Consider the following 23071-nt stretch of genomic DNA (forward strand, 5'->3'; position numbering starts at 1 on the left):
CGCCCGGTCATGAGACCACGGGCCCCGGATGGGCGGCCAGCGCAGCTTCGATCAGCCGGTCGTGACTGTCGGAACCGTCGCCGCCGAGGGCGAGTTGCAGGCTGCCCCAGGACCACAGTTGGACGATGCCGTGCAGGTTCGCCCGCAGGGCGGCCGCAGTGACGGCCGCCGAAGGCTCCAACGCCTGTGCCCGGCACCGAGCGACGAGCTCGGTGACGCGCTGGAACATCGGGAGCGTCGCCGCCCGCAGCCGAGGCTCGTCCGGAGCTCCACTCTGCTCACCGCTGTCGAGCAGGTCGTGACGGAACATCAACTCGAACATGCCGCGATGTTCCAGTGCGTAGGTGACATACACCCGCGCCAGCGCCGCCAACTCAGCACGCGGCACGGCAGTCCCGGCCGTGGCTGCCGCGGACCGCACGCCCAGCTCCTCGAAGCCTCTGTGCGCGATCGCCGACCGCAGCGCCCCGGTGTGTCGGAAAGTAGCGCCGCGGCGCACCGTGCGACACGCCTGCCCGGCGGGCGATCTCCCGAAGACCAACCGAAGCGGTGCCCTCGGACAGCGCCAGCTCTACGCCGGCATCGACCAGTCGTTCCCGCAGGGGCCCTTCAACATCCATAGACAGTGTCTACCAGACCTTCGTAGACAGCGTCTAGCGACAACTCGTCTGCGCGGACTGGGAGGTCGTATTTTCCCGTTGGTTCATCCCGGGATCTGCTGTTCGATCTGCGGTGTCGGGTCGCGCCAGGAGATGGTGTTCTCACTGGTGAGACGGCGGGCCATCACGTCTGCCACAGCGATATGGGTCAGGGCTTCGGAGCGGGTGGGGAGGGTTTCGTAGCCGCGGGCCAGGCGGCGGTGGAGCATGAGCCGGCCGTAGGTCCGCTCGACCACTCGCCGTTTCGGGATCGGGGTCAATCCCCTGGTGCCGGGCGTGCGTTGCGTGATTTCCATGTCGATGCCGCGGGTGGCTGCGTGCTCGACGAGGCGCCGGCGTTACTGACGTTGTTGTCGTGGTGTCGTCGAGGTGAGGCCGGTTTCGGCGAGGCATCCGTCGATGAGGTTGCTGCGGTACTGGATCTTGCGGAGACCGTGTCGGAGCGTGCTGATGAGGTGTTCGGGGTCGGTGAAGGCGGTGTTGACCTGGCTGCTGCGCCGCAGCAGGGACCAGATGCCCTCGACGGGATTGAGGTCCGGCGCGTAGGCCGGCAGAAAGTAGCAGGTGATCCACTCGTGGGTGTCGACGAACTCCCGCAGCCGGCGGTCTTTGTGGACGTTGAGGTTGTCCCACACGAGCACGATCGGGGCGCCGAGCTGCTGGTGGGCGGCGATGAGCAGGTCACGGTAGTCGGTCCAGGTGAAACTGCGTCTGCCACCCCGCTTGTGATCCGTGTGCCGCTTGGGCCGGTAGATCAGCCGTGAGCGTTCGCCCTGCTTGTAGCAGGCCAGGGCAGCAACGGAGAAGCGTCGCTGGGAGCGTCCGCGCACTCGGATGACGGGGGTGCATCCGCGCCGGGCCCACGTGCGTGCGGTGGGCGGCGTCATCGAGAAGCCGGCCTCGTCTTCGAAGCACAGCCAGACATCGAGCGCCGCCACGGACCTTCCACCTCCGGCCAGGTCTCCTTCACCCAGCCCGCCACGGCCGCCTCGTCTCGCTCAACGGCTCGGCGGGCCGGGACCTGGTGGCTGAAGCCGTGCCGGTGCAACATCCGCGCGATCGCCGACAGCGTCATGCTCTTGTGGAACCGGCGTCCGATCAGCGTTTTGACCCTTGCCAGCGTCCAGGTCTGGTCCGGCCAGCCGTGCGCGACCGGCCCCTTGGCCAACTCCTCTTCGAGTACTGCGAACAGGGCCTCACTGAGCTTGGGCACGGAGACCGGTCCGGCGGACCGCAGCCCCTCAGCGCCCGCATCGTGGTAGGCCCGGCGCCAACGCTGCACCGAGCGCACACTCACCCGTAAGTCCTTGGCGACCTCCGCGTTGGAGACACCAGCAGCAAACTGCTCCGCGGCCTCCAGCCGGATCCGCTCACGAAACGCCTGCCGTTCAGGCGTCAGCCCACCACCCTGCGGATACCTCACACCACCGGCATACCGCAACGATCACACATCGTCAGCCCCCAACGACATTACGTCGCAAAGGTCAGTAGCCGCCGTCGACCCACGCTTTACGGCTGCGGGGATGTTCGGCGGCGACCTGGTCCAGGAGCCGAGTGCCGGCGATCGGCGCCTGCGCGGGCCGGCGGGGCTGACGGGGGCGGGACGGGGCATCCGCAAAGGAACAGCCCACCCACCGGGAGCCATCCGTGACCCCACACCTCGCCCTCGCCCGCACCTGCCGCACCCTGGCCTTCACCGAAGTGGTGACCGCGGCCTGGCTCCTCGCCAACCACGAGTGGCTGCTCGGGATCCTTGTCGTCTGGGCCGCGCCCAGCTTGCTCGCCGCCGACGGCCTGTGCCGAAGCGCGCACCATCGCGCACGGGCCAAGGCACAGCGCACGGCACCGTTGGAGGCCGGCGAGCAGGTCCCGCCGCTCACGCCGTGCTGCCCGTTCTGGAAGCACTCCGACGGCCAGATCCACGGACGGGGCTGCACCCGCCCGCCCCTCCCCCGACGTGACACCTACCGCCTCGATGACGGCGGCCGAGCCGCGTTCCTGCCCGGCGTGCACCCCGGTGGCCCGTGCGCCGGTCTCGTCGGGGATCCGGGCCGCTGGTGGGGCGAGCCGGCATGCAGGCCACCAGGCGTGCAGTGGTGTGGCGGTCAGTGAGCTTCTTCAAGCGGGCCACCGATCGGGTGACGGTCCGTGAAGCGCAACGAGCGAGGCCCCTGGGCAGTTGATCGAGATGTCTGACGTCTCAACCACGCTGCTCAGGGGCCTCGTTGGTCATCTATCCTGCCGCACTCGACCTGCCACATGCGCTCGTGGAGTGGGTCACCAGGCTCATCGTCACACGTGAGGGTGACCTCCGCTGCAAGCTCCGTCCGTCCCAGCGCGCGATAGTGGCACTGGTGTACCTGCGCGAGCACACCACCCTGGCGAAGGTCGCTGCCGGCTTCGAGATCAGCGAGTCCACCGCCCACGCCACACCAGCGAGCGCGGTCATCGACCTCCTCGCCGACCGCGCACCGGGCCTGCTGAAGGTCCTACGCGATCAGGATCCGGACTTCGTCCTCCTGGACGGCACGCTCGCCGAGTGCGACCGGGTCGGCGACGAACGGGCCCGACTACTCCCACAAGCGCCGCCGGCACGGGGTGAACGTGCAGGTGGTCACCGATCCGGACGGCCGGCTGCTGTGGCTCTCGCCCGCGCTGCCGGGCCGCTCCCACGACCTGACCGCCGCCCGCACCCACCGGATCATCCGCATCTGCGAGCGCCATGGCGTTCCCATCCTGGCCGATCTCGCCTACCAGGGCGGTGGCCCCTGGCTGACCACGCGCATCAAACGCAGGCCCCTGCGGGAACTCACCCCTACCGAAAAGACCGTCAACCGGGCTCTGGCCGCGGCACGGGCACCAGGGCTGCGGACAGGGCCTGGTTCTCGGTCCGCTCGGCGAGGGTGAGTTCACCGCCCGGCGGGCGGCGCTTGGCTAGGCGCTGTTTCTCGAATCTCCTGACGTGGGTGGGGTGTTGGGGTCAGGCTGGCTGTATGGGTCGTGGGGATCTGACGAACGCAGAGTGGGATCGGCTGGAGTCGTTGTTACCTCGTGGTGGTGCGCGTGGGGGCCGGTGGAGCGATCACCGGCGGGTGATCAACGGTGTGCTGTACCGGGTGCGGACGGGTGTGCAGTGGCGGGACCTGCCGGAGCGGTTCGGGCCTTGGGAGACCGTCTATAAACGGCATCGCCGCTGGTCAGCTGATGGAACGTGGGCGATGCTGCTGTCTCGCGTTCAGGCCGCCGAGGACGCCGCAGGCCGAATCGACTGGGATGTGTCGGTGGACTCAACTGCTGTGCGCGCTCACCAGCATGCCGCCGGCGCGAGGAAGACGTCCCCGGCCGGGGATCCTCAAAAGGGGGTCGACCGGGGGACGAACCAGGCCGATCCGGTGCTTGGAAAACTGGCCGCCCGGCTGGAGGAGGTAGTCAGATCGGCGAGTGCCTGGGACGTTCCCGCGGAGGCTTCACCACCAAAATCCATCTTGCCGCCGACGGACGATGCAGGCCTCTCGCCCTCCTGCTGACGCCAGGGCACTACGGTGACGGCCCTCAACTCGAGCGGGTCCTGGAGCAGGTTTCCGTACCCCGTATCGGCGTCGGACGGCCTCGCACCCGGCCCGACCGCGTCCTGGCAGACAAGGCCTACACCGCCCGCAGAAACCGCCGCTACCTGCGACGACGCGGCATCCCGCACACCATCCCCGAACGCCTGGACCAGCAAAAGCACCGGCGCAACCGCGGCTCCCGAGGCGGCCGCCCCACCGGCTTCGACAGCGAGCGGTACAAGAAACGCAACACCGTCGAACGCGCCATCAACCGCCTCAAGAGCTTCCGCGCCGTCGCCACACGCTACGAGAAGCGGGCCTACGTCTACCTCGGCACCGTCACCCTCGCAGCCCTCATGATCTGGCTCCGCACATGATCCGAGAAACAGTGCCTAGTCCTCCACGTCGTGGCCGAGCTTGGCCTTGAGGGTGGCCTTGACGTCGATCTCGGCGAGGACGCCGAAGCCCTGATCACCCAGAGCCTTGTGCACGGCGGTGACGCGTGGTGTCGAAGTCGATGCCGAGGCGGATGGTGCGGTCGTAGGGCACGGACCCTCCCGAGTGGCGTGCGCCGAGGTAGCCGCCGAGGAGACCGCCGGCGCCGCAGGAAAGGCCCAGCAGCCAGGTGGGGGTTACGTCGCCGGTGGTGGCGAGGGAGAGCAGCGCGTAGGTGGCCGCGCCGACGATGGAGGTGACGAAGGTGGAGGCCAGGGCGGCGGGTGCGACGGTGGCGACCGGTGCGCCGCGGCCGACGAGGATCGGGCCGAGCACCGAGCCACCCCCGATTCCGTAGATGCCCCCGGCCACGCCGACGGCCAGGGCCAGCGACGTCGACACGGGCACCGGCGACGACCGGGACACGGCACATCGCCGCGCGACAACTCCCGGACCCGTCCCGGCCTTTTGGCGAGGCAGAAGCAGTCATGTAGGACGGCTGGCTGGCTCGCGGGACCCGAAGTCGCTGAAGGACTGGATGTGCCCGACGCTGCGCCGGGGTGGTGTTCGGCGCATGATGTCGAGCAGTTCTCGTGGTGTCTGGCTGGAGAGGGCTCGGAAGTCTCGGTTCATGTGGGATTGGTCGTGGTATCCCGCCAGGCTGGCCAGGTCGGCGAGCGAGTCCAGGCTGTTCGATGCCATGGTCAGGGTCCGGTGGAACCTGATGATGCGGGAGAGCGTTTGAGCAGGCAACCCGATGTGCTCGCGCAGCAGCCCCTGTATGCGGCGCTGACCGAGGCCGGTAGCCAGCATCAGCTCGCGTAAGGACACGGCGCCGCCACGATCACGCAGCAGAGCCCAAGCCTTGACCGCAGCAGGCGAAGGAGGCGTCCCGCCTCGGAGCCGCCGGGTGAGCAGGGCGTCGAGAATCTGCCAGCGGCGGGGCCAGTGCGGTGCGGCGGCCAGTTGTTCGGTGGCGTTTGCAGTCCAGCCGGATCCCATGATGTGGTCCGGGTCGATCACTGTCTTCGCCAGGTGCTGCAGGGGAATGTGCAAAAGCTGGTAGGCGCCCAGCGGCGTGAGGTCGACCTCGAGGGCATACCCGGATCCGTCGAAGCCCGCGAGCGTGGACGTGGTCTGCAACCCTGCGATCATCGCCGGCCACGAAGCGGACGGCACCGGCTGTTCGGGACCGCTGTGGATGGTCAGCGGCTGACCCCACGCCAGGAGCAGGGTGACGGTCGCCGAGGGAAGGGTGACCCGCGCGGGCCTCGCGCCCTCCATTCGGTGGCCTCGATAGCCGACGACGATGCCGCGCAAGGATGCGGCGGGATGTCCGGTGTACTCGCCGGGCTGGTCGAACGGTTCGGTCACTGCTGACGTTCCTCCGCTGTGATTGCGCCTTCGTACAAGACTCCCGGCGGTCGGTGCCGAAGGCTAGGGCCTGCTCGGTCATCCGGGCAGCCGATGAGAAGCCTGCAACTGCCGGCGGGAGGGCTGAGGCTCACTCTGCGTTGACGGCGATGACCGGCCGTCGGCAGGACGGGCCTCGACACCGCGGCAACAAACAGGAGGAGATGGACCCATGCCCACGCGAACAAATCGAAGCGGACTCCTCGCCTTGCTGGCGACGGCCGGACTGCTCGCCGGCGCCTCCCAAGCGGCGGCCTCCCAGCCAGAATCGGCGGCCCCGGCGGCAGCGCGTCAGGCTGCCTCACTGGTCTACCTGAACACGGTGGTCGACCAGTGGAGCCACTGGACCCCCGACTGGCACAACGAGTCGCACGCCGGCACGTTGTACGCGGGCCGGAGCTACTTCTACTGCTACACGTACAGCGTCACCTACACGGGCAACGGCCATACGAGCTCGGTGTGGCTCCGCACGGACGACGACACGGGCAACCGGAACGTGTGGGTGAGCGACGTGAACCTCGACCCGTACGGGTTCAGGTACGACGTCAACCTGCTGCCCCACTGCTAGGCCGTTTCCTTCAAATCATCTCGCTGACCAGATGAAGATGGCGGCGGGGTAGATGGTGGCGGTCGACCAGCTCGCGGCCAGGGCCGGCTTTGGACAGGCCCCGGCGGCGTGCTGGTCTGCTCGGACGATGGTGGAGTCGACCGCGAGGCCGGCACGGCGCAGCTCCACGAGCGGAGCCTCGTGCCGACGGGGCCGCACCCCAGCCTCGCGCAGGGCGTCATGGATGCGTTCGACCGTCCCATCGTCGTGCCACCACGTGAAGTACCAGTACACCGTCGGCCACGGCGCGAAGTGCCGTCGGCAGCTGCCGCCAGGCACACCCGGTCCGCACCACATAGAAGTCAGATGCGTTGCGCGGTCAACTTTTTGCCATCTGCCCCGAGGATCAGAATGTTCCTGGCGATGCCATCCCGGCCATGGTCACCGTCCCACCACTCAACGAAGCTGTGGGCGAGCGTTTCAGATTCAGACTTTCCGGATCCTGCCGGGTAGTCCGTGCTTATTTCAACGTCATAGTCGTGTTCGGTCAGTTGGACTTCGATCAGCGCGCGGGTGTGGTCGACTTGCTGTCCTTCGCCCTTGGCGCGAGCCCAGGTACGGAATTGCTCCAGGAGCTTCGCGTCCGGGGTCCGTGTGGTCACAGGACCGGTGGGTATCTGCTCAGGGGCGTTGGCGACGCCGTTGAGGCAACCCTGAACCCAGGCGCCACGATCCACCTCGGCAGCACTGCCGGCCCGCAGGGCCCGCCGCGTGCAGCCGCCCCACACGGTTTCGTGCACGGCCGCACCCTTGCCCGAAGAGTCATAGACCGCCTTGCCCACGGTGTATCCGGCGCGGTAGGCGGCCACATACGCAGGCATAGCGGTCGAGCGGGACTCAGGCGCAGGCTTGCTGGCAGGCTTGTTGCTGCCGCAACCGACGAGGCCGATCAACGTGGCGACAGTGATGCCGAGTACACGGTTTGAGCGGTGATTCATTACTCCCCCTGAGTATGGTCTGTTACCCACTCGATCTTCTGGCAGAACCTTCGCTCCCGCCGGGCTGAGCTGGCTGGAAACTGCTGCACCAAGTCGGCAACGCCGCCTCGTGCCCTGTCGCGGAGAAGGCCGGGTACGGCGTGGAGGCCGTACCGCCCGCCATGCCTCCCGCGTATCCCGAGGACGACTATCTGCACGAACGACTGCAGATGGCCGTCACCGTTCCGTCACAAGTAGTTGCCGCACGGAACCCTGCCGCTCTCCCGCCCTGTCTGCACTCACGTATCACGACCACGCGTACCGCGGGAAACAACCGACGACCGAAACCCGCGGACGAGACGACTCAGGGGGACGACAGCATGCGGCACAGCAACAGCAACGGCATTCGCAGGGCGGCTCTGGCGACGACGGCGGTCACAGCCGTCGCGGCCGCGGTGACCGGCATCCTGCCCGGCACCGCCATGGCGGCGAGCACCACCACCTCCACCCCGCCGCCCACCTGCCCGGCCTCCGCCCTCCAGGTCAGCGCCCGGCAGGCCGTGCACCGGCCCGTCGGGACCGGGACCGGGGCGGCGGTCGTGCAGTTCACCAACGTCTCCCGCAGGACGTGCGTCCTGAAGGGCCATCCGACGGTCGCGGGCGCCGGGAACGGCTCCCCCGCCCACAACACCCCGCTCAAGGTCACCCGCACCGGCGGGGCGGCCACCGTGACGATCCGGCCGCACGGCAAGGCCTGGGTGAAGCTGACCTTCGTCCAGGTCCACGGGGAAGCCGACGGCTACTGCGTGTCGGGCAAGGACCCGGTGACGTATCCGACGATGGTCATCGGACTGCCTCACTCCGGGAAGCACCAGGTCGCCCTGAACGACGGGGTGTGGGCCGAGTGCGACAACAAGGTGACCGTCACCCCGGTCTCGGCAGTCAAGCCTTCCTGACCCCACCGTCCCCACACATCGAGCAGCCTGCACGACGATCGCAACGCCCTGACCTGCACGTTCACGAGGCACTTCGCGCGAGTACTTGTACTTCACTCAGTGTGACCACATCACACGAAGTGGACCAGAGCCTGGGATCTGACACCACTCGTCGCTCAGACGGGACAGCACCCGGTGTTGTCGGAGAGTGATATCACCGTCCTTCGACACCGCTTGGTGCCTTGCGGCAGGAGGATCGGTGCGCTTCGTGTGGTGAGGGGTCGCTGGATGCCGCGCATGTCCAAGGTCGATCCGTACGCGGCGTTCCGCCGTGATGCCTGTGCGGGCCTGTCGAACCGGGTTCTGCAGGCACTGGGGAGCCGGTTTCCGCGCGATGACGACGGCGTTGGCACCGGTGTGGCCGGAGCCGAGCAGCCGGAGACCGGATCGCCGGTGCAACCGCCGACCGGTGGTCAGCGATGACCGGTCGGCGGTGCGTCCTGTCCGGCTTGCCCGGGGCATTACCGACGAGCCGGCACCACCCGCGTCGTCGCGGTCACGCCCGGCAGGCCCCGTTCGCCACTCAGTACCAGCAACCCGTCCCGGTCGCCTTGGAGTTCATATCGGAAGACCACCGGCGGCCAGATCGCTCCCCGCCAAGTGGCCGCCGCTGGGGAATTGCCACGCTTCTGATCCACTTCTTGTGGTCCGGTAACGGCGAGTGGCGGTGCTCAGTCCACGAGGAGGACTTGGCGTCGCAGGAGGTCGAATCCAGCCGGCCGTATCCGTCCCTGTTTGGTGAGTGTGCGGTAGCAGATGAGGGTGCAGGCGATCCTGGTGAAGGGCCAGGAAGTGGTCGGCTTTGCGTTCGTAGCGGCGGTGCAGGCGTCGACATCCGGCGAGCCAGGACATGGTGCGTTCGATGGTCCAACAGTGGCGGCCGAGCCGTTGCGAAGTCTCGATGCCTCTGCGGGCGATGCGGTGCTGGATGCCTCGGCCGGACAACCACCGTCGCAGGTGGCTGCAGTCATAGCCCTTGTCGGCGTGGAGCTTGGCGGGCCGTCGGCGGCGAGGTCCGCGGCGCGAGCGGATGGGCGGGATGCCGCGCACGAGCGGTTCGAGGGCCTGACTGTCGTGCAGGTTCGCGCCGGAGATTCCGACAGAAAGGGGCAGTCCGGTCCGCTCGGTGATCATAGGGCCTGTTGCGAAAATGGCACGGTCGACTGAAGAGCGGGCTACGCGGCAGGCGCCGCTTTGTATCAGGCCCTGGAGGGTTGCTGTCCCTGGGAGCCGTCGGCCGCGAGCGGAAGACTGCGCAGCGACAGTGCGCTCGGCGCCGGCAGCGCTCCGTGGGCCGCCTCGGCGCGGAACGACTGGAGCAAGTACGCCACCAGACGCCGGGACGCCGCACGGTCACCCGGCAATGCGGTGACCAGACCGCAGTGGGACAACAGGGCCACGGCAAGGTCGGAGGGGTGGAAGTCGGCCCGCAGCGCGCCCGCCGCCTGAGCCCTGCGGACCAGGGCCATGAAGTCCCGCTCGGCCTGTTCACATACTCGCGCGTGTTCTCGCGTGGTGTCCGGAAAGGCCGAGACGAACGCGGCCGGGAAGCCCCGTTCCTCCCGTTGTAGTTCGCAGACCGTCTCGACCAGCCGCTGGAAGCCCTGCCACGGATCGGGGTCGGCCAGCGCCTCGGTGAGCGCCTGAGCACAGGCGTCCGTCTGGTGCGCGAACGTGGCCCGCACCAGGGCGTCCCGCGTCGGGAAACGCCGGTACAGCGTCGCCACGCCGACCCCCGCCCGCCGGGCCACGGTCGCCATGGGCGCGTCGATGCCGTGCTCGGCGAAAACCACGCGGGCAGCCGAGAGGATGCGCCGCCGGTTGCGCCGGGCGTCCGCCCGCAGACTGTCCTGCCCCGCGATCCGAGAGGATTCCCCCACCACTGTCTCTCACCTCCGGTCAACTGGACGATCTCGTCCGCTTGCCAGCCTACGCTCGGCGCCACGATCCCCCCGCACGGCCACTGTGGCGAAGGTGAGAACACAACGATGGACGACCGCACGATGAGAGCCGTACTGTTCGACCGCTTCGGCGGCCCCGAGGTGCTGTACGTGGGCCGGGTGCCCCGCCCCGGACCGGCACCCGGCGAGGTCCTCGTACGCGTGCACGCGTTCAGCGTGAACGGCGCCGAACTGGCCGCCCGTTCCGGTCGGCTCCGCCTCATCACCGGCCGAAAATTCCCGCAGCGCATCGGGCTGGACTTCACTGGCGAAATCGCCGCACTCGGCACCGGCGCGACTGGCGTAGCGGTCGGCGACCGGGTGTGGGGCGCCCTGGGCCGCAACTCCGGATTCGGCAGCGCCGCCGAGTACGTGACGGTACGGCCCGAGCGGCTCGGCCGGGTCCCGGACGGGCTGGACCTCGTGGCCGCCGCCGCACTGCCAGTGGCCACCACGGCCGTCACGGCTCTCCGCGACAAGGCCGCACTGAGCCCCGGCGAACGGCTGCTCGTACGGGGCGCGGCGGGCGGCGTCGGCAACGCCGCCGTCCAGCTTGGACAGGCGTACGGCGCCGAGGTCACGGCCCTGGCCCGCGCTGCCAACCTCGACTTCGTCCGTACGCTCGGTGCCCACCACGCCGCCGACCACCGGAACGTGTCCCCTGCGGAACTGGGGCTGTTCGACGTGGTCCTCGACACGGCGGGCACCGACCTGCGTACCGTACGGCGGATGCTGAAGCCAGGCGGACGCATGGTCACCATCGCCTTCGACCTGACGCGGCCCGCCGCCTCGCTGGGCTACATCGCAGCCAGCGCCGTCCACGGACGCGGCCGGGTGCGCTTCTTCAGCGGCAACCCCGAACGTGCGCTCTTCGACGACCTCGCCCGCCAGGTGACAGAGGGGAAGCTGCGACCGGCGGTGGACACGGTCTTCCCGCTGGAAGAGACAGCGGCCGCACACCGGGCGCTGGAGGCGGGCGGGGTGCGGGGCAAGTACGTGGTCAGGGTCGACTAGGGTTTGTTGGGAAAGTGCTGGTCACAGCCACTCGTTGAGGACTTCGACCAACACGGTCGCCTCGTAGCGGACGGCGAGCTTGTCGTATCTCGTGGCCACGGCCCGGTGGCGCTTGAGGCGGTCAATTCCCGCACTCGACGGCATGCCGCTCGCGGTGGTCGGTTCTGTCGAACTTCGGCGGCCGACCGCCTCGGGAGCCGAGCTTCTGGCAGTTGCGGACCCGGTCGGCGGGGACCGGGATGGTCGCCTTGATCCCGCGTCTGCGCAGGTAGGCCCGGTTGCGGCGCGAGTCGTACGCTCTGTCGGCCCGCACCCGGTCCGGCAACGGGTGAGATGCCACCTGGCACGATGCCCTCATGAATTTTCGGTGGCTGGTGAAGGGCAGGCCAGTGACCCGGGTGCCGCCTCGGGTGGGCCATCGTCAAGGGCCCTGACCCACTCCATCCGGCGGAGGTCTTCGGGCTCGATGAGAAGGCCGCGATGCGCCGTGCGGAACTCCGCGCGGGCCCTGCTGGAGCGGCCCCTGGAATCACCACGCTCTTGAGGGGCCATCGCGTCAGCGATGGCCCCTCAAGAGCCCACTCAACAGCCTCCGTCCTGCGAACTTTCGGAGGCGACGGGATCAGCGGGCGGGCGGGACGAACTCGGGCTGGTCGAGCAGGCGCAGCCAGCTTCCGTCGGACTGACGCCTGACGACCTGCGCCCGCGCGCCGGCCCCGTCCTTGGGTGGGGTCGAGGTGAGAGCGATGTCTCCGCTGATCAACGTCGGCAGCGGCTGTTCCGGCTCGAAGCGGGGACCGTTGGCCAGCACCTTTTCCCATAGCGCGCGGATCGCATCCCGCCCCACCGTCAGCTCGCCGGGCGGGTAGGCCATCACGGCGTCCTCCTCGTACAGCGCGGCGACCCCGGTCGCGTCACCGGCATTGGACCGCTCGACGAACAAGCGGGTGATGTCCTCGGGCCGCATCGCTTTCTCGTGCTCCGGCATGGGTTCCTCCTGACGTCGGGCTCCGGCACTTCTCAGCGTGATCGCCCGGCAATCAGAAGTCCAACAGATGGATCTTCTGCAAACTAGAATTCGCAAGCATGGAACTAAGGCAGCTGGAATACTTCGTCGCCGTCGCCAGCGAGCAGAACTTCACCCGTGCGGCCGAGCGGGTGCACATCAGTCAGTCCGGCGTCAGCGCCCAGATCCGCCAGCTCGAACGGGAACTCGGCGCCGAACTGTTCGACCGGTCGGCCCGAACCGTCACCCTCACCGTCGCGGGAACGGCCGCACTCGAACACGCCCGCGCCGCACTCGCCGCAGCTGAGGCAGTCGGCCAGGCAGTGGGCGAGGTGACCGACCTGATCCGGGGCCGGCTCACCGTCGGGATGGTCATCGGCTGCACCCTCGCCCCGCTCTTCGAAGCCCTCGCCGTATTTCACGAGGCGCATCCCGGTGTGGAGATCTCGCTGCTGGAGGACAGCTCCGACCGGCTTGCCGAAGGGGTACGTACCGGCGCCGTCGACTTGGCGCTCATCGGGACCGCAGCGGCCACCCCCGACGGGCTGGACGCGCTGACAATCATCAGCGAACGGCTCATCGCGGCAGTCCCGGGCGGGCACCCGTTGGCGAAACAACGCCGGGTCACCCTACGCGACCTGATCGCCTACCCCATCGTGTGCATGCCACCCGGCACCGGCCTGCGCGCCGTATTTGACCAGGCTTGCGCCGCACAGAGCCTCCAGCCCTCGATCGCGCTGCAAGCCAGCGCCGCGGATGCCATTGCAGACCTCGCCGCCCGCGGGCTCGGCGTCGCCATCCTCAGCGAGTCGATGGCCGCGAGCTACCGCGACCGGCTCACCGCCCGCACCATCGACGATGTCGAAACACCGGCGTTGCTCGCCCTCATCTGGAAGAGCGCACACAACCCCTCGGTACGCGAACTGCTCATGCACAGCCGACAAGCCTTCACGGGACTTTCTGGGGCTGCACCAGTAGAGGCCGACTCAGCGGCTTCGCGGCGACCCCAGGGCCATCCCCCACATGTGAGGCAACAGACCCTCGGGTTGCCGCCGAATGGCCTTCCGTTTTCGCGAACTCGCGGGCCTGCACCAGGTCTGTGCAGTGAACGGCGGAAGTAGGTCGGATTTCTTCAGCGTCGCCCGGCGGTGAACCGGCCGTCGAAGGCAATGTCGAAGGCTCGGAGCGGCCGTCCAGCGCAAGGTCCAGCGCAAGCGTCCGGTCCCGGAACCACTGCGCGGCCGTCGCCGCCAGGGCGCTCCGCAACCGTGCCGTCGTCGGGTCCAGGCTCATGACAGCCAGGTAGACGCGCTTGAGGGCAGCCTGGCCGGTCGGGAAGTGCCCTCGGACCCGGACGGCTTTGCGGATCCGCGCGTTGACGCTCTCGATCGCGTAGGTGGTACAGACGATCTTGCGGATCTCCACGTCGAACCGGGGGAAGGGCACGAACTCCGCTCAGGCCGCCTCCCAAAGCCGGACGATCGCCGGGTACTTCCCTCCCAAGGCGTCGGTCAATTCCACGAACCGCTCCAGGGCGGCCTCCCCGATGGGGGCGGCGCGGACGGGCCTGAACGCTTCTGCGATCCACTCCACGACTCGTCAACTGCGCTGGGGGGGGCGGCCATGGCGTCGGCGAGGGTGCGACTACGGCGTTGTGGTCGCGGAGCGTAAGGGGCAACGCGATCCACACCCTCGGCCTCGTTTGCGATCAGCGTCACGGGGCTCGAGGCGCGACTCGACGGCGCGTTCCGTCAGGCGCTGCTGAACGGAGCCGCTGCCGGGCTGGAGAACCCGATGTTCGCGCAGGGAAGGCCCGGTCCCGATCGACACCAAGGTGACGACGCCACCCACCACAGCACCGGCACCGGCAGGCATTCCTGCGCCGATTCGATCTTGAGCACACATTCAGGACGGCACTCTACGTCCACGTCGACGACCGCCTGAAGACTCCGCGCCGGCGTGGGCGACCGCCCCGGCCGGCCGACGCGGAACTGGTCACCCTGGCCGCAGCACAGGCCACTCCGGGCTTCCACTGCGAGGCCCGCCGGCTGCGCTTCACCCAAGCCGACCTGCGTGGGGTGTCGGGGCCCGCCAAGTGGCCTTGGCAGAAGTGGAGTTGGGGGTGATTTCAGGCGTAGCGGCCTCTCCTGAGCCGGTCGACCGCCCCTGGAGGTGGCCGTGTCGCATCGTCAAGATCAATGCAAGCCCTTTCTCCGGGCGGCTCTGGTGGTGGGCGGACTGTGCCGGACGAATATGGCTCCGCCCTGCGAGAGTTGGTTGTGCGTCACCTGCGCGGCCTGAGCTGCGGAGATAGTGCGGAGCGAGTGTACCGGCCGACCGGTTTGACCTGTTCGGTGCTCACGCTCCGCAGATTGGCCCATTACCGACAGTGCGCGCCTGACCTCGCGCATCTCATACTGGGGCGGCGCGACAACGGGGGGCTCTTGTCGCGTGCTGAACCACAACGCAATGCAGGAGACGCGGCGCCACTGACCAGGCGCCGCCGAGGTTCACGCGGCCATCGCGTTCACTCACGCCACCTTGTGGCCGACGTGTGCCCACGATGCCCTGGAGGGGAAACAGCATGACGAATTCACGCCTGAGAGCGCTGTCCGGTGTCTTTGCCGCCGGCTCGCTCATCGCCGGTCTGGCCGGTTCGACGGCGCAGGCAGCGGAGAGCACCACTGCCGCCGCCGTGGCGGAGATCGGTATCCGGTTCAACCCGGACGGCGATGCCGGGCAATGCGGGGGGCTGGCGGGGCAGCAGTGGGGCCGCAACCCGGACTTCACCCGGTCGATCCGGTTCGACACCGACAACCGCTCGGGCGGCTGTCAGCTGTCCTTCGGCATCTTCGACCCGGACAACACACTGTCGGGCGCGTCCATCTCCTATGCCTTCCGGGCCACTGCCGGTGGCGACGCGGGACAGTGCGGAAACCCGGGCACCTTTCAGATGCCGATCCAGCGGTTCAAGACCTTTGGGCCCCAGGTCCGGGTCGACACCGACGGCAGGCCGGGCGGCTGCAATCTCACCTTCGCCGTCTCGGGCCGCTCCGACGTCATCTTGGAGGTGAGGTACTTCGCGGACGGCGACGGCAGCCAGTGCGTGAACTCCCTTCCCTCGGACCAGAACCACACGGCGTTCGCGGGTAGCCCGGTGACCATCGGCATCGACACCGACGGGCGCTCCGGCGGCTGCCAGATGCAGCTGCGGCTCCAGAAGGTCTAGGCGAGCAGTTCCGAGGTGGCTCAGTGGTCTCAGGCGATCAGCGAGCGGGTGACGGGTGCGCCGATGGCGCTGTTGTGCCAGATCGCGCAGGTCATCGCCAGGATCCGTTGGGCCACCCGGACTCCGACACCCTCGAAGGTGCGTCCGACGTGCTGCTCCGGATCGAGCTCCCCCTTGAGGGTGTCACTGACCGACCCGATCAGCTGACGCACCGTCTTGAGCAGGGCTTCTCCCGGCCGTGGTGTGCCGCAGTCGCGGCAGGAGGGCCGTAGCAGGCCAGCCGGCGCTCCCGGCCCCCCCAAGCGCCTGCGCGTGTGGCTCACCCGGCGGACTCGTCAGCCCACCTCGGCAAGGGCGAACCCCTCCCGGTCGGGGCCCGCGTCGGCGATCCGCTCGCCGTCCGGGCCCCACACACCGCTGCGGCCCGCGCATGGGCCCACCTCGCTCGGGCCGATGAGGTCGGCCAGCACCACGTACAGCCCGAAGTCCCTGGCCCGCACCGGATACACCTTCTCGAACGAGTCGTTCTCGGCATCCAGCGCCGAACTCGCCAGATAGACGGCGCAGCCGTCTGAGGCGGCCCGCTCGGCGATGTCGGGGAAGCGGTTGTCGTAGCAGGTGGCGAGCACGAAACGGACATCATCGAGGGTGAAGCGCCCGTCAGCGGTACCTGGGGCGAAGACCTCGGCCTCGAAGCCGTACAGATGCCTCTTGTCGTAGCGGGTGAGGAGCGCGCCGTCCGGGCCGATGACCAGCGAGGTAATACCCGGCCGGCCCTCCGCCCCGGCCATGAGCACCGGCCCGTTGACCACGGCCGCCGCCCCCGTCGTCCGGCATGCCTCCCGTACTGGATCGAGCCGGGCGTCTCCCTCAGCGAGACAAGCGGCCGGGGTCGCACGGATGAGGGTCGGCTCGTAGCCGCTCAGGGCCAGCTCGGGGAAGACGACGACCCGCGCACCCTCAGCGCCGGCCCGCCGGATCAGATCAGACACCGTACGGACGTTGCTCTCGATATCCCCGGCGGCCGGGGCGAACTGCGCAGCTGCGACGATCATGCCCGCCATCATCCCGCCTGCCCGCCGCGGGCGGAACCCCGGGCCCGGGCCGTCACTTCTTTCTCATCGCCGTGGCGAAAGGACACACCCTCCAGCCGAATGCCGAACCGCTTCCGACCGAACACCGACGCTGACCAACCGGGACGAGTTTTTCAGGGTCAATGCCGCCCGGTGCCAACGCCATCGGGCTCGCGGACGTCCTGCGCCACGACAGCCTCGCCGTTCCTATTGAGGCGGGTCCCGCTGGTGGAACAGTATCCCAACTCCCCCAGATGCGTGGACTACACGGCGGTGCGACGCTGGAAATAGCGGACCGCCACCACCTGCCGTCCGCCCCTATGTGGGAGAGAGGCCGCTATGGCAACGACACCTCACGCTGGTTCCAGCACTGACATCTGCGCCCAGATGCGGCACGATGCCGAGCTAGGCAAAAAGGAACTAAAGGAAGAGAGAAAAAAGCTCTCGGCACTCAAGCTCAAGCTCATGCATGAAACGGATCCAATAAAGGCTCAACAATTGAGGGAGGAAATTGAAGCTTTGGAAAATGGAATAAAGTCGGACGAAGCCCAACTTCAGGCGCTGCTGGAGGACATCTCCGCCAATTGCAGTGGCCACTAGGGTCCGCTTCGACGTTCTGCTCGAGGTGGAGACCGTCGAGGACGACGACTGGATGTCCCTGTCAAAATCCGCCCACCGCCTGAGCGTCACAAGTCGTGGCGATAGTCCGCCCCGTGCCCGCGTCCGCCCCGTGCCGGCACCGACGTGCGGGTCCGTCCATGGCGCAAGTGGGTTCACCTCAAGCCGTCAGGGGCAGGTCTGCTGATACGGAACACCTGGAAGATGGAGGCGCCACTCGAGTGGCGTCAGGCCTTTGGTGACGCGGCGGCAGACTCTTTCGGCGGCTGTGTCCAAAGCGATGTCGTACGTCTGGAGCGGCGTGCGGGCGCCCGAGGCGTAGAGCCTGCTGCCGTCGGCGTTGAAGGACAGGGCGTTGATGGTGTCGCCGGGTGTGGGCAGGGGCGTTCCGATCGGCTGGTGTGAGGCGGTGTCCCACAGTTGTAGGGTGCCTTCGTCTGCGGCGACGGCGAGCATTCGGCTGTCGGGAGAGTAGGCGAGCGCTGAGACGTACTGCGAGTGTGTCGTGCCGGAGGCGAGTACGCCGAGTCTTCGTGTGAGATGGCCTTCCCACAGCACCACGCGGCCGGACGAGTCGCCGGCTGCCAGGTACCTCCCGTCGGGGCTGAACGCGGCCGCGCTGGTCACGCCGGGGCCTTGGGCTGCCGGTAGGCCGGTACCGGACGGCAGTTGGTACGCGCGCCCTTGCTGGGACACGACCAGGTCACCGTCGGGATGCAGCACCGCTCGCCCAGCGGCGCCGGGGATCGTGCGAGTCGTCGTGCGGCGGCGGAGGTCCCAGATACGCGCGGGTGCGGAACCGTAGCCTGGTATGTCGGACAGCAACAGTGAGTGATCCTGCGGCCCGAAGGTCACGTACGACGGTGGGCTCGCGCCGAGTTCGTCGGCGCCCAGAACCGTTGTGATCCGTCGGCGGGACACGTCATACGTTGCGAGACTTCCTGGCGGTCCGGTTGCGGGATCGAAGCGCCTGACTCCGTAGGCGAGCATTTCGCCCGTGGAGTCGAGGTCCATGAGGACCTGGCAGCTGGCGAGCGTGCCTGCGTCAGACACGGGGCATGTCACGGAGGGTGGTCCGGCCAGGGTTTTTCCTGTCCGTGTGTCGACGACACGGAATTGGATGCGTTTGCTGTCGGGGTCCGGCACCGCTGTGGCCATCGTGGCACCATCCGGGCCGAAGGTGCTTGCGAGGGAAGGTACGTCGGTCCAGCGGGTGGACCCGGCCGGACCGAGAGTGAGGGTGTGCACCGACGGTCCCCAGGACTCCGCCGGGCCGCCGACGTAGCGCAGGATTCCCGCTCGGGTGTCCAGTCTGATCTCCTTGACGGTCTCTCCGGAGAGCCGGTGACGGTACACCGGGTACTGCGGAGCGGCCAGCCGCCACACGAGGATCTCCGAACCGTCCGCGGCGGCCATGAACGAGCCGCCCTCGCCCAGTTCCACGATGCTCAGCCCTGAGTGCACGACTTTCGGCAGCTCCCGGCCCGTCATGATGCTCCAGGTGCGGAAACCTGTGTCGTCGGCAATGGCGAGGTGGCTGCTGTCCGCGCTGAACTCGATCTGCTCCCGGGCGCATTGACGCTCGGTGACTCGGGGCAGCCAGGGGGTCGTCAGCCGGCGCTTCTTCGCGACGTCCCACAGCTGCAGCCTCTGTCCCGGGACACATACGGCGAGGTAGCGGTCGTCGGCGCTCAGTATCGCGTCGGGGACGCCTGGGACTTCATGGTCATGGCCGCCACGGCGCTCTGTGCTGTATGTACGGTGGAGAGCCGAAAGGTTCTCCCAGGTCACGTCGGTGCGGTCGGCACGTCGACCAGTCACCTCCAGTTCGATCTGCAGGCGTTTGCGCCGGGTTTGCGGATCCCAGAGCTGGATCGCCAGTTGGGTGTCGTTCCTGTCGTACACGGTGAGGAGGCGACCGCTCGGGCTCATTTCCACACCGTTGTCGGCGTCTGCCAGCGGCAGGCCGGAGGAGCGTCCTGTGGCGAGATCGCGTACGGCCACCCGGTTGTCCACGAAGACCGGGAGCCACCCGGCGTCGGTTCGTGGCGAGGCCGCGCCATCCAGGCTCCGGCCCAGGCCCGGCAGGACGCTGAGGCGTCGGTGGGTGGACACGTCCCAGTGCGTCACATGGTCCGCTCCAATGCTGATCAACGTGCTTCCGTCGGCGCTCAGCCGCCGCATGGTCGCGGGGCTGCTGTCGGGGTCGGTGAAGACGTCCTGCTCCTGCTCGCTCGCGGCGGCGAGCAGGGCGGAGCGGGTCTCGGGCAGGTCGGCGACCTGCCATGCGGCGAGACTGAGGCGCATCGCTGTTTGCGGGTCGGACGGACGCAGGCTGTCGGCGACGGCGGCGACGCGACGTGCCTCGGCTTCCTGACGACCGCGTTCACCGGAACGGTTCTGCTGCCATGCGGTGAGGGCGGCTACGAGGCTGAGGACGACGAGGACGGACAGGGCGGCCGTGCGGGTGTGCCGCTGGCGACGGTCCCGCGCGCGTGCGGCAAGGCTGGCGGTGAGGAACTCCCGTTCCGCCGGGGTGAGATCGTCCCGCCGGCCGGGGCCGGCACAGTGCGCCTCGGCGACGGACAGACGTACTCCCCGGTAGAGGGAGCCGGGGTCCTTGCCGAGTGTCTGCCAGGTGTGGGTGGCCTCAGTCAGGTGGAGCTGGGTGCGCAGGCGGTCGCGATCCTCTTCGATCCATGCGCGAAGCCGGGGCCAGGCGGACAGGACGGCTTCGTGGGAAAGGTGGACCGTGTCCCTGTCGATGGTGACCAGACGGTCGCGGGCCAGACGGTCGAGGACCAGGTCAGCGTCGGACGCGGCTGCGGGGCCCAGGGTCGTGATCTCGCCGCGGTCCGCCGGACGGCGAGTGTCCTGGTTCCCCTGGCCGGGCGTCACCAGTCGGAGCAGGATCCGCCGGGCGGTCTCGGCCTGTTCGGGGGTGAGGCGTCCGTAGAAGTCCTCCGCCGTGCGGGTGATCGCCCCCCGGATGCCGCCGGCGGCATCGTAGGCTGCCTCGGTCAGGACCCGGCCGCTGCGCCGACGCCAGGTTTCCAGCAGGGCGTGAGACATCAACGGCAGGCCACCGGCTTCGTCCGCGACGTCTCTGATGATCCGGGCGGTCAGGGCGCGTTCCACGACGAGCCCGCCCAGTGCGGCAGGCCGGACGATGGCCTCCCGTAGTTCCCTGTGGTTCATGGGCGCGACCAGCAGCGTGGCGTCCTGGGCTGCCTCGGCGATACGGCGGTGGCGGGTGAGGTGACCGTAGAAGTCGGCCCGGATGGCGACCACGACGCGGATGCCCGGAGCGGATCGCAGGGCGCACAGCAGGTCGAGGAAGCGGGCCCGCTCGGCCGGATCGGCGCAGAGCGTGAAGACCTCCTCCAGCTGGTCCACCACGATGACGGTGCGGGCGGGGGCCGTTTCGGGATCCAGGATCCCGGCATGCGTGCGGGCTGGGTTCGGCCCTGGAGTGAGGACGCGGATCACGGCAGGCTGTTCCTGCCGGGATGCGGTCCGCTGCATTCGGGCGATCAGTCCGGCGCGTAGCACAGAGGACTTGCCGCTGCCGGAGGGCCCTGTCACCGTCACCAGCTGTTTACGGCCGACCAGGTCCATCAGCTGGTCGACGAGCTGGTCCCGGCCGAAGAACCACTCGTGATCGTCGATGCCGAAGCGGGCCAGGCCCCGGTACGGAGGCTCGCTACCGTCCTCGGCCTCGCGGGCCTGCTCGGACACTTCCCGCGCAGTCTCATGCCAGCGCTGTTCCCACTCCGCACGATCCCCACCGCACGCTCCGACGTAAGCCAGGACGATGGACAGCGACGGCAGCCGGTCTCCGGCCGCAGCCTGCGCCAGCGTCGCCGCAGAGTAGTGCGCTTTGGCCGCCATCACCCGGTAGGTGACGCCGCCCGCCTCCTGCCGCAACTTGCGTAACTCACATGCGAACTGCGCGACCGGCCCCGCCGTCGGATCCAGCGGCCGTTCCCGACGTCCCATGGCTCCCCCGTATCCGCAACTACCTGCCTCACTCGACGCTAACCCCTGCTCCTCACCTTCCCCAACACCCCTTCAAGCGGGGCCGGCGATTGTCTGAGGTGGTGAAAGGGGTCTGCCAGACAATCGGCCGGCGGCCAAAGCTCTTCTCCAGCGCCCCATCGGACGGGCGCATCGATCGAAGCCGAGGCCTCCCCGGGCCCGCGCTCCGAGGTAACGAGGGAGAAAGCATGCGTGGCATTTCAACGCTCGGTGACCGCCTGTTGAGCGTGGTCGCCCCCAACACCGGCGCCCATGCGCAGTCGCAGGGAGCCCAGGCCTGCTGGATCGAGCAGACCGTCTGCGACCCCCACTGCCCGTTCTGGTGGTGGAAGGAGATCTCGTACTGGCGGTGTGACGACGGCTACCGGTTCACCACGTCGACCGGTTGCACTGCTTCCGACAACTGCTGACCGATACGCACGCACTGGGTGAAGGACCGCGCCTCGGCAGTCGAGCGAGGCGCGGTCTATCGCCCTCAAAGGTGAACTCAATGGGTTACTTGCTGATCTGTTGCCGCGCCTTGATAGGCATGGTTTTTCTACTGTCCACTGCTGGAAAGATCCGGAGCCGGCGGAACTTCTCCGATTTCGTCACCACCGCGCACGAGCTGGCTCCCCGGCTTCCAGCCCGCATTGTCGCCCCTGGGGTGATTGCCTTCGAGACGGCTTCCGTCACGCTATTGATCTTCGACGACACCATCGTCTTCGGATTCCTCGTATCTCTCGGGCTTCTTACCGCCTTCACGGCCGTGATCGGAGCCGCCGTCGCAAAAGGCAGCGAGGTAGCGTGCCGCTGCTTCGGAGCCTCGGCCGTACCCGTGGGGCCGGCTCATCTCCTGCGCAATGCCGTGCTTCTCGTCGGGGCGGCTGCCGGCTTGACTGCTGCACTGTCCGGCCCGGGCACGAGCATCGAACTCAAAGCAGCGATCACCGCACTGGTGGCAGGGGCAGCGATCGCATGCATGACCCTGTACACGGACGACATCTCACAACTGTTCCGACCGATCGAGTGACGGGAGACATCATGGCGTTCGTCGTCGTGCTGACGATTCTCTTCGGAGCACTGTCCATTTTCAACATCATTCTCACTGTGGGCATCGTGCGACGACTGCGCGAAATGAATGCCAAGCAGCGGACTTCGACGGCCTCGAAGGGCGACATGCCGAGCGTCATGCGCACCGAGGGCGAGCAGGTGGACGCCTTCGAGGGGGTCACCGTACGCCATGAACCGATTTCCGAGCAGTTCCTGTCTGTCGGTCCGGTTCTGACAGGGGTGTTCGCATACGGCTGTTCGTCGTGCCACGAGCGAATTCCCGAATTCGTCTCCCTCGTCAAGTCCCAGAGCTTCGACCGTGACAGGGTCCTGGTGATCCTGGTGGGGACGCACGGCGACTTCACGGAGGAGCTTTTGCTGCTCGACCCGATCGCCACGGTGATCGTCGAGGGACGCCAGGGGCCGGTGGCCCGAGCCCTGGGCGTCAAGGCTTACCCAGCCCTCGCGGTGATCGGCGCCGACGGGGTGGTCCGCGCCTCCGGCCCAGGCGTCGAGAGCCTGGCTCCGGTCGCCACGAGGAGGTGAA

The 23071-nt window shown here is 68.3% G+C and carries 19 protein-coding genes and 10 pseudogenes; 14 read left to right on the plus strand and 15 right to left on the minus strand.

All coding sequences use genetic code 11. The features are described 5' to 3' along the window. Positions 1-7: 7 nt before the first annotated feature. From OHS82_RS00980 to OHS82_RS43330, 3 genes and pseudogenes are all read right to left on the minus strand, one after another. Positions 8-620, minus strand: a pseudogene (locus tag OHS82_RS00980) (TetR/AcrR family transcriptional regulator). 83 nt (positions 621-703) lie between these two features. After that, positions 704-997: pseudogene (locus tag OHS82_RS00985) on the minus strand (IS5 family transposase); the annotation flags it as partial. Then, positions 998-2082, minus strand: a protein-coding gene (locus OHS82_RS43330; RefSeq protein ID WP_443061761.1) for an IS630 family transposase whose coding sequence is annotated in 2 segments (ribosomal slippage) — positions 998-1557 and positions 1557-2082 — 1086 coding nt in all. Because the reading frame shifts where the segments join, the coding sequence is not laid out codon by codon here. Between the two features lie 224 nt (positions 2083-2306). Here OHS82_RS43330 and OHS82_RS01000 point away from each other — a divergent pair. From OHS82_RS01000 to OHS82_RS01010, 3 genes and pseudogenes are all read left to right on the plus strand, one after another. Continuing rightward, positions 2307-2771, plus strand: a complete 465-nt coding sequence (locus tag OHS82_RS01000; protein ID WP_328433005.1) for a hypothetical protein — start codon at positions 2307-2309, stop codon at positions 2769-2771. 113 nt (positions 2772-2884) lie between these two features. Continuing rightward, positions 2885-3521: pseudogene (locus OHS82_RS01005) on the plus strand (transposase family protein); the annotation flags it as partial. Positions 3522-3652: 131 nt separating this feature from the next. After that, a protein-coding gene (locus tag OHS82_RS01010; protein ID WP_328433006.1) for an IS5 family transposase occupies positions 3653-4584 on the plus strand; the annotation gives its coding sequence in 2 pieces (ribosomal slippage) (positions 3653-4000 and positions 4003-4584; 930 coding nt in all). A 187-nt stretch (positions 4585-4771) separates the two neighbouring features. Here OHS82_RS01010 and OHS82_RS01020 read toward each other — a convergent pair. Both OHS82_RS01020 and OHS82_RS01025 read right to left on the minus strand, forming a co-directional pair. Continuing rightward, a pseudogene (locus OHS82_RS01020) lies at positions 4772-5038 on the minus strand (TSUP family transporter); the annotation flags it as partial. Positions 5039-5128: 90 nt separating this feature from the next. Beyond that, positions 5129-6016 (minus strand): helix-turn-helix domain-containing protein, encoded by an 888-nt coding sequence (locus OHS82_RS01025; RefSeq protein ID WP_328433007.1) that lies wholly within the window; start codon positions 6014-6016, stop codon positions 5129-5131. Positions 6017-6227: 211 nt separating this feature from the next. On the opposite strand from OHS82_RS01025, the gene OHS82_RS01030 reads away from it, so the two are divergent. After that, on the plus strand, positions 6228-6623 hold the full coding sequence (locus OHS82_RS01030; protein ID WP_328433008.1) for a hypothetical protein: 396 nt from the start codon (positions 6228-6230) through the stop codon (positions 6621-6623). A gap of 15 nt (positions 6624-6638) precedes the next feature. Here the strand turns inward: OHS82_RS01030 and OHS82_RS43335 are convergent, their stop codons facing one another. Both OHS82_RS43335 and OHS82_RS01040 read right to left on the minus strand, forming a co-directional pair. Further along, on the minus strand, positions 6639-6941 hold the full coding sequence (locus tag OHS82_RS43335) for a hypothetical protein (protein ID WP_443041117.1): 303 nt from the start codon (positions 6939-6941) through the stop codon (positions 6639-6641). A 23-nt stretch (positions 6942-6964) separates the two neighbouring features. Further along, a complete protein-coding gene (locus tag OHS82_RS01040) occupies positions 6965-7600 on the minus strand; it encodes a hypothetical protein (protein ID WP_328433009.1) in 636 nt (211 codons plus the stop codon). Between the two features lie 359 nt (positions 7601-7959). Between OHS82_RS01040 and OHS82_RS01045 the strand changes: the two genes are divergently transcribed. Continuing rightward, entirely contained in the window at positions 7960-8535 is a 576-nt protein-coding gene (locus OHS82_RS01045; RefSeq protein WP_328433010.1) for a DUF4232 domain-containing protein, read from the plus strand. A 276-nt stretch (positions 8536-8811) separates the two neighbouring features. Then, entirely contained in the window at positions 8812-8997 is a 186-nt protein-coding gene (locus tag OHS82_RS01050) for a hypothetical protein (protein ID WP_328433011.1), read from the plus strand. Positions 8998-9311: 314 nt separating this feature from the next. Here OHS82_RS01050 and OHS82_RS01055 read toward each other — a convergent pair. Further along, positions 9312-9696: pseudogene (locus tag OHS82_RS01055) on the minus strand (IS5 family transposase); the annotation flags it as partial. Between the two features lie 77 nt (positions 9697-9773). Continuing rightward, positions 9774-10454 (minus strand): TetR/AcrR family transcriptional regulator, encoded by a 681-nt coding sequence (locus tag OHS82_RS01060; protein WP_328433012.1) that lies wholly within the window; start codon positions 10452-10454, stop codon positions 9774-9776. A gap of 108 nt (positions 10455-10562) precedes the next feature. Here OHS82_RS01060 and OHS82_RS01065 point away from each other — a divergent pair, with 108 nt between their 5' ends. Continuing rightward, positions 10563-11528 carry an NAD(P)-dependent alcohol dehydrogenase gene (locus OHS82_RS01065; RefSeq protein ID WP_328433013.1) on the plus strand — a complete coding sequence of 322 codons (966 nt, stop codon included), beginning with the start codon at positions 10563-10565 and terminating at the stop codon, positions 11526-11528. A 21-nt stretch (positions 11529-11549) separates the two neighbouring features. On the opposite strand, the pseudogene OHS82_RS43340 reads toward OHS82_RS01065, so the two are convergent. Next, positions 11550-11850, minus strand: a pseudogene (locus tag OHS82_RS43340) (transposase); the annotation flags it as partial. A 300-nt stretch (positions 11851-12150) separates the two neighbouring features. Further along, the gene (locus OHS82_RS01075; RefSeq protein WP_328433015.1) at positions 12151-12516 is read right to left on the minus strand and encodes a YybH family protein; all 366 of its coding nucleotides are present in this window, start codon (positions 12514-12516) and stop codon (positions 12151-12153) included. Between the two features lie 98 nt (positions 12517-12614). On the opposite strand from OHS82_RS01075, the pseudogene OHS82_RS01080 reads away from it, so the two are divergent. Further along, positions 12615-13484, plus strand: a pseudogene (locus OHS82_RS01080) (LysR family transcriptional regulator); the annotation flags it as partial. 182 nt (positions 13485-13666) lie between these two features. Here OHS82_RS01080 and OHS82_RS43345 read toward each other — a convergent pair. Then, positions 13667-14118 (minus strand): annotated as a pseudogene (locus OHS82_RS43345) (transposase); the annotation flags it as partial. 293 nt (positions 14119-14411) lie between these two features. Between OHS82_RS43345 and OHS82_RS43350 the strand changes: the two are divergent. Then, positions 14412-14615 (plus strand): annotated as a pseudogene (locus OHS82_RS43350) (IS982 family transposase); the annotation flags it as partial. 503 nt (positions 14616-15118) lie between these two features. Continuing rightward, positions 15119-15763: a hypothetical protein gene (locus tag OHS82_RS01090; protein WP_328433016.1), complete on the plus strand. Its 645-nt coding sequence runs from the start codon at positions 15119-15121 to the stop codon at positions 15761-15763. A gap of 29 nt (positions 15764-15792) precedes the next feature. Here OHS82_RS01090 and OHS82_RS01095 read toward each other — a convergent pair. Both OHS82_RS01095 and OHS82_RS01100 read right to left on the minus strand, forming a co-directional pair. Further along, positions 15793-16038: pseudogene (locus OHS82_RS01095) on the minus strand (IS982 family transposase); the annotation flags it as partial. A 60-nt stretch (positions 16039-16098) separates the two neighbouring features. Beyond that, the gene (locus OHS82_RS01100) at positions 16099-16818 is read right to left on the minus strand and encodes a carbon-nitrogen hydrolase family protein (RefSeq protein WP_328433017.1); all 720 of its coding nucleotides are present in this window, start codon (positions 16816-16818) and stop codon (positions 16099-16101) included. Positions 16819-17175: 357 nt separating this feature from the next. Here OHS82_RS01100 and OHS82_RS01105 point away from each other — a divergent pair, with 357 nt between their 5' ends. Continuing rightward, positions 17176-17436 carry a hypothetical protein gene (locus tag OHS82_RS01105; protein WP_328433018.1) on the plus strand — a complete coding sequence of 87 codons (261 nt, stop codon included), beginning with the start codon at positions 17176-17178 and terminating at the stop codon, positions 17434-17436. Positions 17437-17622: 186 nt separating this feature from the next. On the opposite strand, the gene OHS82_RS01110 is transcribed toward OHS82_RS01105, so the two are convergent. Next, positions 17623-21453 (minus strand): NACHT and WD repeat domain-containing protein, encoded by a 3831-nt coding sequence (locus OHS82_RS01110; protein WP_328433019.1) that lies wholly within the window; start codon positions 21451-21453, stop codon positions 17623-17625. 227 nt (positions 21454-21680) lie between these two features. On the opposite strand from OHS82_RS01110, the gene OHS82_RS01115 reads away from it, so the two are divergent. The 3 genes from OHS82_RS01115 (at position 21681) to OHS82_RS01125 (ending at position 23070) form a co-directional block, all read left to right on the plus strand. Beyond that, the gene (locus OHS82_RS01115; RefSeq protein ID WP_328433020.1) at positions 21681-21902 is read left to right on the plus strand and encodes a hypothetical protein; all 222 of its coding nucleotides are present in this window, start codon (positions 21681-21683) and stop codon (positions 21900-21902) included. A gap of 80 nt (positions 21903-21982) precedes the next feature. Next, complete coding sequence (locus OHS82_RS01120; protein ID WP_328433021.1) at positions 21983-22504, plus strand: MauE/DoxX family redox-associated membrane protein; 522 nt, start codon at positions 21983-21985, stop codon at positions 22502-22504. A gap of 11 nt (positions 22505-22515) precedes the next feature. Then, a complete protein-coding gene (locus OHS82_RS01125; protein WP_328433022.1) occupies positions 22516-23070 on the plus strand; it encodes a TlpA family protein disulfide reductase in 555 nt (184 codons plus the stop codon). The last annotated feature ends 1 nt before the right edge of the window (position 23071 follow it).

The organism is Streptomyces sp. NBC_00425 (genome assembly GCF_036030735.1).
Taxonomy (GTDB): Bacteria; Actinomycetota; Actinomycetes; order Streptomycetales; family Streptomycetaceae; genus Streptomyces.

Bases quoted from the DNA above. Each gene is read 5' to 3' on its own strand.
- OHS82_RS01030 (WP_328433008.1), top strand. From the start codon at position 6,228: ATGCCCACGCGAACAAATCGAAGCGGACTCCTCGCCTTGCTGGCGACG.
- OHS82_RS01040 (WP_328433009.1), bottom strand. From the start codon at position 7,600: ATGAATCACCGCTCAAACCGTGTACTCGGCATCACTGTCGCCACGTTG.
- OHS82_RS01045 (WP_328433010.1), top strand. From the start codon at position 7,960: ATGCGGCACAGCAACAGCAACGGCATTCGCAGGGCGGCTCTGGCGACG.
- OHS82_RS01050 (WP_328433011.1), top strand. From the start codon at position 8,812: ATGTCCAAGGTCGATCCGTACGCGGCGTTCCGCCGTGATGCCTGTGCG.
- OHS82_RS01065 (WP_328433013.1), top strand. From the start codon at position 10,563: ATGGACGACCGCACGATGAGAGCCGTACTGTTCGACCGCTTCGGCGGC.
- OHS82_RS01075 (WP_328433015.1), bottom strand. From the start codon at position 12,516: ATGCCGGAGCACGAGAAAGCGATGCGGCCCGAGGACATCACCCGCTTG.
- OHS82_RS01090 (WP_328433016.1), top strand. From the start codon at position 15,119: ATGACGAATTCACGCCTGAGAGCGCTGTCCGGTGTCTTTGCCGCCGGC.
- OHS82_RS01100 (WP_328433017.1), bottom strand. From the start codon at position 16,818: ATGATCGTCGCAGCTGCGCAGTTCGCCCCGGCCGCCGGGGATATCGAG.
- OHS82_RS01105 (WP_328433018.1), top strand. From the start codon at position 17,176: ATGGCAACGACACCTCACGCTGGTTCCAGCACTGACATCTGCGCCCAG.
- OHS82_RS01110 (WP_328433019.1), bottom strand. From the start codon at position 21,453: ATGGGACGTCGGGAACGGCCGCTGGATCCGACGGCGGGGCCGGTCGCG.
- OHS82_RS01115 (WP_328433020.1), top strand. From the start codon at position 21,681: ATGCGTGGCATTTCAACGCTCGGTGACCGCCTGTTGAGCGTGGTCGCC.
- OHS82_RS01120 (WP_328433021.1), top strand. From the start codon at position 21,983: ATGGGTTACTTGCTGATCTGTTGCCGCGCCTTGATAGGCATGGTTTTT.
- OHS82_RS01125 (WP_328433022.1), top strand. From the start codon at position 22,516: ATGGCGTTCGTCGTCGTGCTGACGATTCTCTTCGGAGCACTGTCCATT.